This is a genomic window from Pseudoclavibacter sp. RFBA6, assembly GCF_002931575.1.
Lineage (GTDB): Bacteria > Actinomycetota > Actinomycetes > Actinomycetales > Microbacteriaceae > Pseudoclavibacter > Pseudoclavibacter terrae.
The window spans coordinates 228,354-238,662 of record NZ_PSUA01000015.1 but is presented as its reverse complement, the minus strand read 5'-3'; the positions used below and the strand labels follow the sequence as shown (position 1 = coordinate 238,662).

The 10,309-nt window shown below is 68.5% G+C and carries 8 protein-coding genes; all 8 read left to right on the top strand.

The annotated features are described in order from the left end of the window. The first annotated feature begins 56 nt into the window (after positions 1–56). The 8 genes from C5C17_RS15835 (at position 57) to C5C17_RS15800 (ending at position 10,244) form a co-directional block, all read left to right on the top strand. Positions 57–1,184, top strand: coding sequence for an amidohydrolase family protein (locus C5C17_RS15835; protein ID WP_104254354.1), 1,128 nt, complete (start codon positions 57–59; stop codon positions 1,182–1,184). Continuing rightward, positions 1,181–2,392 (top strand): M20 family metallopeptidase, encoded by a 1,212-nt coding sequence (locus C5C17_RS15830; protein WP_181028642.1) that lies wholly within the window; start codon positions 1,181–1,183, stop codon positions 2,390–2,392. Before C5C17_RS15835 ends, C5C17_RS15830 begins: the two co-directional genes overlap by 4 nt. Next, positions 2,385–3,719 carry a glutamine synthetase gene (locus C5C17_RS15825; RefSeq protein WP_104254352.1) on the top strand — a complete coding sequence of 445 codons (1,335 nt, stop codon included), beginning with the start codon at positions 2,385–2,387 and terminating at the stop codon, positions 3,717–3,719. Before C5C17_RS15830 ends, C5C17_RS15825 begins: the two co-directional genes overlap by 8 nt. Positions 3,720–3,722: 3 nt before the next feature. Then, positions 3,723–5,291, top strand: coding sequence for an aminotransferase class I/II-fold pyridoxal phosphate-dependent enzyme (locus C5C17_RS15820; RefSeq protein WP_104254351.1), 1,569 nt, complete (start codon positions 3,723–3,725; stop codon positions 5,289–5,291). Then, on the top strand, positions 5,288–6,670 hold the full coding sequence (locus tag C5C17_RS15815) for an NAD(P)/FAD-dependent oxidoreductase (RefSeq protein WP_104254350.1): 1,383 nt from the start codon (positions 5,288–5,290) through the stop codon (positions 6,668–6,670). The genes C5C17_RS15820 and C5C17_RS15815 overlap by 4 nt, the downstream gene beginning before the upstream one ends. Before the next feature lie 348 nt (positions 6,671–7,018). Further along, positions 7,019–8,254, top strand: coding sequence for a serine hydrolase (locus tag C5C17_RS15810; protein ID WP_104254349.1), 1,236 nt, complete (start codon positions 7,019–7,021; stop codon positions 8,252–8,254). Next, a complete protein-coding gene (locus C5C17_RS15805) occupies positions 8,242–9,588 on the top strand; it encodes a sensor histidine kinase (protein WP_104254348.1) in 1,347 nt (448 codons plus the stop codon). The genes C5C17_RS15810 and C5C17_RS15805 overlap by 13 nt, the downstream gene beginning before the upstream one ends. Beyond that, entirely contained in the window at positions 9,585–10,244 is a 660-nt protein-coding gene (locus tag C5C17_RS15800; protein WP_104254347.1) for a response regulator transcription factor, read from the top strand. Before C5C17_RS15805 ends, C5C17_RS15800 begins: the two co-directional genes overlap by 4 nt. Positions 10,245–10,309 lie beyond the last annotated feature (65 nt).

Below are 10,309 nucleotides of genomic sequence, written 5' to 3'. Positions count from 1 at the left end.
CCGGAAATATTGCCTCCATCTCATGTCGGCAACGATGAAACTTCGAAGGGATTCACATGAGCGTGACCGATTCACTGGCGCTGCTGGATCACCATTGCCACGGCTTGGTTCCGACCTCGCTGACGGGAGGAGAGTTCCGCCTCCTCGCGACGGAGTCAGACCACCTGGCCCCCATACCGCAAGAGACGCTCGACTCTCCGATCGGCCTCGCGATCCGCTCCCGCTGCGCGCCGCTGCTCGACCTCCCGCGCCACACGGAAATCGACGCCTATCTCGACCGGCGCGCGGAGCTCGGGGCCGACGAGGTGCACCGCCGTCTGATGGGCGCCTCTGGGATCTCACGCCTGCTCATCGACACGGGATTCGAAGCGTCTCCGGTGGCCTCGCCGCCGACCATGACGGAGATCACCGGGATTCCTGCCCATGAGATCGTGCGACTCGAGCGCATTGCAGAGCGCGTTGCCCCCGCGAGCACCGCGGCAACGTTCGCCATCGACTTCCTCACCGCACTCACCGAGGCCGCCGAGCGCGCGATCGGCTTCAAGTCGATCATCGTCTACCGGTTCGGGTTCGACATCCCGCCCGAGCCGCCGAGCGCCGCTGAGGTCGTCGAGGCGGCAGGGCGCTGGTTCTCCACAGCCTCGGCCACGGGGAATTGGCGGCTCACTGAACCCGTCATCTTGCGTCACCTGCTCTGGGCGGCGATTCCGTTCGGCAAGCCCATCCAGTTGCACACGGGGTACGGAGACAGCGACATCCAGCTGTTCCGAGCCGACCCATCGAGGGCGACCAGATTCTTCGCGGCGACCGTCGAGTCCGGTGCCGCATTCACCCTGCTTCACTGCTACCCGTTCATCCGCGAGGCCGGGATCCTGTCCCAGCTCTTCCCGCATGTGTACTGCGACGTCGGCGCCGTCACGCACTACCTCGGGCCAAGCGCTGGCGTGGCGATCGGACACATGATGGAGGTCGCACCATTCACGAAGATTCTGTTCTCTTCGGACGCCTACGGCCTCGCCGAGCAGTACCTCATCAGCAGCCTGTCGTGGCGAACGCAGCTGGGGCGACTCCTCGACAGCTGGATCGCCGATGACTGGACGACCGCCGAGGAAGCGCGCCGCATAGCGGGCCTGATCGCGTCCGGCAACGCAGCGCGCCTCTACGGAATCGAGGACCACGCGTGAGGATCGCGGAAATCGACGCGCTCGAGCGCGAAGCGAGCCGACACCTCGCCGGCCACATCCCGGCGGCGATCGGACTGCGCCACAGTATTCACCGAAGCCCGTGCCTCGGCGGGGAAGAGACGGAGACGCGGTCGCTCATCGAAGCTGCACTCGGTGTCACGGGCGTGCCGGTCGCGGAGGGGATGTACGTCCGGGTCGGCCCCGCGAGCGGGCCCTCCGTGGCGGTCCGTGCGGAGCTCGATGCCCTGCCGATCCAGGAGAAGAGCGGTCGAGCGTGGTCGTCCGAGCGCCCAGGCGCTGCGCACCTGTGCGGCCACGATGTGCATGCAGCCGCGCTCGCGGCGGCAGCGATGACACTCAGGGAGCTTGAGATCCCGATCGGGTTCGTCGCCGCCTACCAGCCGCGCGAAGAGGTGATGCCGTCCGGAGCCCGTGACTTCGTCGCCAGCGATGAGTTCCGAGGCAACGAGATCCAGGCCATGCTCGGACTGCACCTTCAGCCGGCGCTCCCAAGCGGCCACATCTCGTCGATTCCCGGCCCGGTGAACGCGTCTGCCGATGACTTCGAGATTCGGATCGCGGGACGGGCCGCCCACGGCGCCTATCCGCACCGTGGCAACGATCCGATCGTGGCGGCCGCGGCCATCGTCCAAGCGGTCCAGCAGCTGGTTTCCCGGCGAATCGATCCGATGACGCCCGCGGTCGTGACGATCGGCCGTCTCCGCGCCGGCGACTCCAACAATCAGATCCCCGGCGAAGCAACGCTCGGCGGAACGGTGCGCAGCTATCACGAGGGCGACCGGGGGTTCCTCCAAGCTGAGCTCGGCCAGGTCGCGCGTTCAGTCGCGGGGGCGTACGGATGCGAGGCCGAAGTGGTCTTCAGTCAGGGCGAGCCCGTCCTGCACAACGATCCGGAGCTGACCGCATCCATCGCTGCCGCGCTCGAGGACGATGGCGCCGTGCAGGCGGAACCCTTCCGATCGTGCGGGTCAGATGACTTCGCGTTCTACTGCGAGATCTTCCCCTCGCTCATGATCTTCGTCGGCGTCGGTGATGGCCATGCTGACTCGCCCGGACTGCACAATCCGGCGTTTGCACCCGATGACGACCTCGTCGAGGTGCTGGCGCGGATGATGCTCCGCGCTTACTTCGCCGTCGTGCGAAACAACCCCCAGCTCATGTTCGACCAGAAGGAGCTCCATGCCTGACGCACCGCAGAACGTCGACATCCGGGATATCCGTGCGCTGATGATCTCGCACATCGACAACGCCGGAATCAGCCGACTCAAGGTCATCCCGCAAGACCGGGTGCCCTCCGCTCTCACACGAGGATCGACGATCTCCTTGAGCGTGGGCATGCTCCTGGCGGTTGACGATTTCGCGACCTCGACCACGGCGATCGATCCCACCATCGGCGACCTCCGCGGCATCCCCGACTCCAGCGCCCTGGCCTGGATCGACGAAGAGCTCGGCCTCGCATGGGCGCCGAGCGACCTCTTCGCCCTGGACGGCATGCCCCACCCCACCTGTCAGCGATCGGCCCTCAAGCGCATCGCGAGTGACTCCGACTACGAGTTCCTCGTCGGCATGGAGCTGGAGTTCACCCTCTTCCGGGGCACGAAGGACGCGCCGGAACTCGCTCACTCGGGACCGGGCTATGGCACCCTGCCGTTCCTGGAACTCGAGACCTGGCACCTCGAGCTGCTCGACGCCCTCCGCGTCGCCGGTGTCCCCGTCGAGCAGCTGCACCCCGAGTACGAGTCCGGGCAGATTGAGCTGTCCCTAGCGCCGCGCGCCCCGGTGCGCGCTGTCGACGACTACGTCCTCGCCCGCATGGTAGTGACCCGAGTGGCCCTTCGACACGGGTTCCTGGTCTCCTTCGCCCCCGTGGCCGTGCTTGGCGGCGTATCGAACGGATGCCACATCCACCTGTCGGCCTCGGCCAGCGGGTCGAACATCTTCTTCGATCCCGAGCGCGAGTCAGGCATGGCGGAGGACGCGGAGCACATGGTCGGCGGGATCGTCGGCAACCTCGTCGACGGCCTGGTGCTGCTCGGAGGATCCACGCTGAGCTTCGAGCGACTGAAACCCCACCACTGGGCAGGGGCATACGCCTGCTGGGGGCCGAGCAACCGCGAAGCGGCGGTCCGGTACATGGGTGGCTTCGCGGGGTACGGTGCCGAGCAGTCGAACATCGAAGTGAAGTGCGCTGACCCCGCCGCCAACCACTACCTGGCAGTGGCTGCTCTGATCGGGGCGGCTACCGAGGGCGTCCGGAGGCGCACGCCGTTGCCGTCCGCCGTCCGTGCAGATCCTGCCGAGCTCACTGATGCCGAGCGGACGAGCCTCGGAGTGGAGCGATTCCCCACCGACCTCGGGAACGCACTCGATCGCTACTCCGCGAGCACGTTCTTCCATGACCTGCTCGGGCCCGAGCTCTTCGACTCCTACCGCGCAGTCCGCGCTCGCGACTGGGAGGCCCATCGCGACCTCGAGGGCGACGATGTGGCGGCTCGCGTCCGCTGGAGGTACTGAACGATGACCAACGATTCCGCTGCATCCTCTGATGCGCACAGCCAGGATCAGACACCGTATGCGGACGCGCTCGATGCGTTCGCGCAGCGAGATCTCGTCCGGGTGATCGTGCCAGGGCACAGTGCTCAGGCCGGTGCCGTGCCCGAGCGCCTCGACCGGTTCATGGCCGATCGGCCGTTCGCGAAAGACTGGACGCCACTCCTCACGGGGCTCGACAAAGGTGATGACAACCCCCTGGATCGCGCGAAAGCACTCGCTGCGGACGCATGGGGAGCCCGCCGGGTCTGGTTCCTCACGAACGGCGCCTCGCAGGGCAATCGCGTCGCTGCGCTTGCCCTCGGCTGCCTGGCCTCCGGAATGATCTCCCAACGCAGCTCGCACAGCTCCTTCGTCGACGGACTCATCCTCTCGGGCCTCTCGCCGCGCTTCGTGCTCCCAGGGATCGACGTGGAGCGCGGCATCGCGCACGGCGTCTCCCCGGCCGACCTGGAGGACGTACTCGCAGAGAGCGCGGCGGCCGGTGACGACGTGGCCGGTGTCTACGTCATCAGCCCGAGCTACTTCGGGGCAGTGGCCGATGTCGAGGGGCTCGCGTCCGTCGCTCACCGGCACGGGCTTCCCCTGGTGGTGGACGCGGCCTGGGGGGCGCACTTCGGCTTCAGCCCGCTCGTTCCGGAGAACCCGTTGCGTCAAGGGGCCGACCTCGTCGTCTCCAGTACGCACAAGCTAGGCCAGAGCCTCACGCAATCGGCAATGCTGCACCTGGCGGAGGGACCGTTCGCCGACCTGCTCGAACCCCTTGTCGAGCGCACCTTCAACCTCGAGCAGTCCACGAGCGAGAACACGTGGCTGCTGGCGTCCCTCGACATCGCTCGCCACCACCTGAGCACGGGGGCCGAGGCCATCGCCAGGTCGGTGCGCTCGGCGGATGCGCTGCGTGCGGCAGTGCGTGCGAGCAGCGCACTGACGCTCGTCGAGGACAGCTTTGGTCAATTCCCGGACATCGTGGCGATGGACCCGCTTCACGTGCCCATCGACGTCTCAGCCCTCGGCACTTCCGGGTACGAGCTCAAGGAGATCTGCGCGAACAGCCTCGGCGTCTACTTCGAAGCCGCGACCTCGCATGCCGTGATCGCTTTGCTCGGGGCGGGGGCCGAACCCGATGTCGAAAGGATCGTGTCGAGTCTCGAGGAGGCGGCCAGGATCGCAGGAGAGGGTCTCACCGACGCGGCCACGCCGCCAGGCGTGCTGCAGCGGACGCTGCCTCCGGCAGGCCGGAGCGTGCTCACGCCCCGCGCCGCATTCCTCGCTCCGAGTGAGCTGGTGCCGGCGGCGCTGGCGGTGGGGCGGGTGTCCTCGGACACCCTCGCGGCCTACCCGCCCGGCATCCCGAACGTCCTGCCGGGCGAGGAGATCACCGAGGAGGTCGTGCATTTCCTCCGCGACACGGCGCGCAGCCACGGAGGGTTCATTCGCGGCGCGGTCACCCGCGACAGCAGTCTGTTCCGGGTCGTCCGGTCCGGGTTCGATGGAAACGGCGCCGAGCGCCGGAGACGAGGAGATGCGAGATGACGAGAACCGAGACCGGCCCCACTGATCGGGCCCAGGACGCGGACGCAGACGTGGTCATCATCGGCGCAGGCATGGCCGGATTGTCCGCAGCTCGGATGCTGCAGGACGCCGGGCTCTCTGTGCTCGTGCTCGAGGCGCGGGATCGTGTCGGCGGGCGGGTGAAGTCAGAGCACCACGGCGAGACGCTCGTCGAGGTCGGCGGGCAGTGGATCGCGCCAGACCAGACCAGGTTGATCGCCGTCATCGAGGAGTTGGGTCTGCAGACGTTCCAGCGCTACAGGACGGGGGAGAACGTCTACATCGGGCCCGATGGCGTGGCGCGCACCTACGTGGGCGAGGTGTTCCCCATGCCTCCGGCCACCGTCGTTGAGGCAGAGCGACTCATGGCCGAGTTGCAGACGTTGTCGCTCGAGGTCGACCCCTCTGCGCCGTGGCTGCATCCTCGGGCTGCCGAACTGGACTCGGTGACCTTGGACGGTTGGCTCCGTGCCCGTTCCTCTGATGACGAGGCGGTTGACAATGTCGCGCTTTTCATCGCCGGGGCCATGCTCACCAAGCCGGCCGACGCCTTCTCGATGCTCCAGGCTCTCGTCATGTGCGCGAGTGCGGGCGGATTCGATGATCTCGTGGACCCCGACTTCATTCTCGATCGCAGGGTCAGCGGTGGAATGCACCAGGTGCCGCTCGCCCTCGCCAAGCGGGTCGGTGAGCACGCGATGCGGCTCAGCGCAGATGTTCGCGCCATCGCGCAGTCCGGTGATCGCATTCTCGTTCGCACGGACGAAGCCGATTTCCTGGCCTCGGACGTCATCGTGGCCGTTCCACCGCAGCTCATCTCACGAATCGACTTTGAGCCTGCTCTCCCGCCGATCAAGCAGCAGGCATATCAGCACCTCTCCAGCGGTCAGGTGATCAAGGTCCAGGCTTGGTACGACGAGCCGTTCTGGCGCGACAATGGGCTTTCCGGCACGGCCTTCAGTCCCTACCGGGACGTGCACGAGGCGTACGACAACACGGTGCCGGGTGACAACGGCGGCACGCTCGTCGGGTTCGTCTCGGATCGGGTGGCCGACCGCCTCTACACGCTTTCCGAGGAGGAGCGACGGAGCGCCATTCTCGGTTCCTTCGCTGCGTACTTCGGTGACGCTGCCCTGCATCCACGTGCGTATTTCGAGAGTGATTGGGTGAACGAGCGCTACACGCGGGGCGCGTACGGGGCAAGTTTCGACGTCGGTGGCACCGTTCGATACGGGGAGGCGTCGAAGGCCGCAGTTGGGCGGATCCGCTTCGCGAGTTCCGACATCGCCGGACTCGGGTTCACGCATATCGAAGGCGCGATACGCATGGGCGAGGAGGCCGCTCGTTCCGTCCTCGCTTGAAGGCCAGGAGGTCAGGCGGCCACGTCATCGCGAGTTCGTCACCGCGACCGAGCCTGGCTTGTGTCCATCAGACGTAGGACTCCACCTGGTCGGGCCTCGCGCATCCCACCATCGGCAGCACGATCGGACCAGACGACGTCGCCGCGTTCGGCGAGTACGCCGAACGGCTCCTCGACCTTCCGTGGCGGGCCGGGGTCAAATACTTCTTCGGTCACGACGTCGATGGCGGTCCTGGCCTGCACCGCTGACGTTCGCGAGCCGCGAGCCGCGACCGGACTGGCCACGCAGGCAGGCGCGACTGTTCGCAGGGATGGGGTGCCGAGTGGCGGGGTTCGTCACGCTGGATGCATGGAAACGCAACGAACCGCAGACGCACAGCCAACCGATCCGACAGCCCCCGTTCTGAGTGGCCGCCCGAGGAAGCTGACCGCGGTGATCGCCACCGCCGGCGTCCTGGCGGCCGGCGCGATCAGCGTCGGTGCGTGGTCGAACAGTGCGAACGCCAACGCGGATGTCGGCCCGGACCCGCACGAGGCGACCATGCAGGCGCTCGTGGACGCTGGCTACCCCGGCGTGCTCGCATCCGTCACCGACCCCGAGGGTAGGACCGCGAACCTCGCCCTCGGACAGGGAGACCTCGCCACGGGGGAGGCTCCACCCGTTGACGGGGAGGTGCGCATCGGCAGCAACACGAAGATGTTCGTCTCGACGATCGTCCTCCAGCTCGCCGAAGAGGGGCAGGTCGCCCTCGACGAGCCGATCAACACGTACCTGCCCGGCCTCGTCACCGGCGACGGGGTCGACGGCACGAAGATCTCCGTGCGCCAGCTCCTCCAGCACACCGCCGGCCTGCCCGAATACGCGGACAAGATCGCCGCGGACGCGTTCGGCGCGCAGCACACCTATATCTCACCCAGGGACATGCTCGACGTCGCGTTCGAGCGCCCCGCGGCCTTCGCCCCGGGGGAGAAGTGGGGCTACAGCAACACCAACTACCTCGTGCTCGGGCTCATGATCGAGGCCGTCACCGACCGGGCCCTCGCCACGCAGATCGAGGAGCGCATCACCTCACCACTCGGTCTCGAGCACACCTACCTGCCCGCACCCGGCGAGCGGCAACTGCGCGGCGAGCATCCCCGCGGCTACCACGCGGAGACGCCTGGCGACTTCCGGGACATCACCGACCTGGACCCCGCGTTCGGCTGGGCCGCCGGAGCTCTGGTCTCGACGCCGTCGGAGCTCAACACCTTCATGCGGGCACTCCTCGACGGCAGTCTCCTGAGCGCGGAGTCGATCGCCGAGATGCAGTCCACCGTGCCCGCGGGAGACGAGCTGACCCCCGGGGCCGCGTACGGCCTCGGCGTGCAGAGCTACCCGCTGTCCTGCGGCGGAGTCGCGTGGGGACACGGGGGAGACATCCCCGGAACGCAGACCCGCAACGCCATCGGCCCCGACGGCACCGCCGTGACGATCGCCGTCACCGCGCTGCCCTGGGCGGTCGTGCCGGCCGACGACAACGAGCGGCTCCTCGCGCAGTACCGCATGGTCATCGACGCCCTCGACGAGACGCTGTGCGGGCAGTAGCAGACGACGCGTTCGCGTCGGGTGGTGGCCTCATCAACGGCCACCACCCGACGTGGTTGAATCGGGTCATGCGCTCATCGCCGCGGAACTCGGCCGTGGTCGGCGCCCTCTGGTCCGCCACGCCCAGTCTCCTCGTGCTGGCGGGAGCCGTCGGATTCCTCGCGATCGGCACCTGGGATCGCGCACTCTTCGCGTCGGTTCCCGGAACCGGTTCACCGCTGCTGCTGGCGGGTCTCATCGCAGTGCAGGGGGTGCTGCTCGGGCCTCGCCGCCTCCGACCGCTGCCCGTGTTCCTTGCGGTCGTCGGCATCGACCTCGCCATCCTCGGCACGACGGCCGGGGAGCTCGGCATCGGCGCGCTCGCCGTGGGCATCGCCTCGTACCGTGTCGTGCGACACCTGCCCCGACGATCCGCGCTCATCGCGCTCGTCGTGGGGGCTGCGGCGACGACCACCGTCGGTGGCGTCGCGATGCTCCTCGGGTCACGCGAGGCGCCGCTGGTCCTCACCGCAACGCTGCTCCTGCGCATCCTGCTCCTCTATGTCCTCCCCGCGGGCATCGCCGACTACGTGCTCGGGAGGGAGCGGCTGACGGATGCGCTCCGCGAGCAGGCGCGCATGGCCGAGCAGCGACAGGTGGAGCGGGCGCGCGGCGAGCTCCGGGCGGAGCGCACCGCGCTCGCACGCGAACTGCACGACATCGCCGGCCACCACCTGTCTGGCATCATCGTGAGCGCGCAGGCGGCGACGACCCTGACGCGCTCCGATCCCGAGCGCGCGCGGTCCATGATGCAGGGCATTCAAGACGATGCACGAACGACGCTCGTCGACCTCCGGCGCACCGTCGGGTTGCTGCGAAGCGACGACGACGAGTCGAACGGCGGGCCAGATCGCCCGAGCCCCACCCCCGATCTTGCCGGTATCGCGACGCTCGTCGATGCCGCGCGCGAGCGGGGCCAGGTCGTCGACTTTCGCACTACCGGCGCGCCCCGGTCGCTCGGCCCGCTGACAGAGGCCGCCGCGTACCGCATGGTGCAGGAGTCCCTGGCGAACGCGGCACGTCACGCCCGCGGTGCGCGCAGCGACGTCAGCATCCGCTTCGATGACGGCGAGGTGGCGATCGTCGTCGCGAACGCGCCGACCCGGTCCGCGCCGGATGCGATCGCACAGCCCGCGCCCGCACCGCCAGGGTACGGCCTCTCCGGCATGGCCGAACGGGCCGAGCTCGTGGGTGCGACTCTGAAAACTGGGCCAACGAGCGACGGCGGTTGGCGGAACGAACTCACGATCCGAGGCGCAGTCCGAGGCGTGGACCGAGACTGGGAGGCATCATGATCCGGATCCTCATCGCCGACGACCAGGCGGTCGTGCGCGCCGGGCTGTCCGTCATCCTCGGCGCTGAGGCCGACTTCGAGGTCGTCGGCGAAGCCGCCGACGGTGCCGAAGCGGCCCGCCTCGCTCGCGAGCTGAACCCCGACGTGGTCTGCATGGACATCCGCATGCCGGGCACCGACGGCATCGAGGCGACGCGGACGATCGCCGCGGATCCATCCCTCCACGCCGCGGTGCTCATCCTCACGACCTTCGACGTCGACGCCGACGTCTTCGCGGCGCTCGAGGCCGGGGCCGCCGGGTTCCTGCTGAAGGGCGCGGATGAGGCGACGCTGCTCGCCGCGGTCCGCTCGGTGGCCGCTGGGTACGGGACGCTCGACCAGCGGCTCACGCGCCGTATCCTCCACGAATTCGCCGACAGGCGGCGACCCGCCGCTCACATCGCCCCGCCGACGCAGGTCGTGCTGACCGAGCGGGAGCTCGACGTGCTCGGGCTCCTCGCGCGCGGCCTATCCAACGCGGAGATCGCCGGCGAGCTGTACGTCGAACCCACCACGGTGAAGTACCACCTCGCGGGGCTCCTCCAGAAGACCGCGTCGAGGGACCGCCTGCAGGTCGTGCTCTGGGGCATCCGCGCTGGGCTCGTCGACGTCCGCTGACGGAGGTCGCAGCGCGCACGCGTGACGGGATTGCCGGCGCCCAGGTTGCAACACGGTGACGGCCC

Excerpts from the sequence above, each read along its gene's own strand:
- C5C17_RS15825 (WP_104254352.1), top strand. The coding sequence starts at position 2,385 with ATGCCTGACGCACCGCAGAACGTCGACATCCGGGATATCCGTGCGCTG.
- C5C17_RS15800 (WP_104254347.1), top strand. The coding sequence starts at position 9,585 with ATGATCCGGATCCTCATCGCCGACGACCAGGCGGTCGTGCGCGCCGGG.
- C5C17_RS15810 (WP_104254349.1), top strand. The coding sequence starts at position 7,019 with ATGGAAACGCAACGAACCGCAGACGCACAGCCAACCGATCCGACAGCC.
- C5C17_RS15820 (WP_104254351.1), top strand. The coding sequence starts at position 3,723 with ATGACCAACGATTCCGCTGCATCCTCTGATGCGCACAGCCAGGATCAG.
- C5C17_RS15835 (WP_104254354.1), top strand. The coding sequence starts at position 57 with ATGAGCGTGACCGATTCACTGGCGCTGCTGGATCACCATTGCCACGGC.
- C5C17_RS15815 (WP_104254350.1), top strand. The coding sequence starts at position 5,288 with ATGACGAGAACCGAGACCGGCCCCACTGATCGGGCCCAGGACGCGGAC.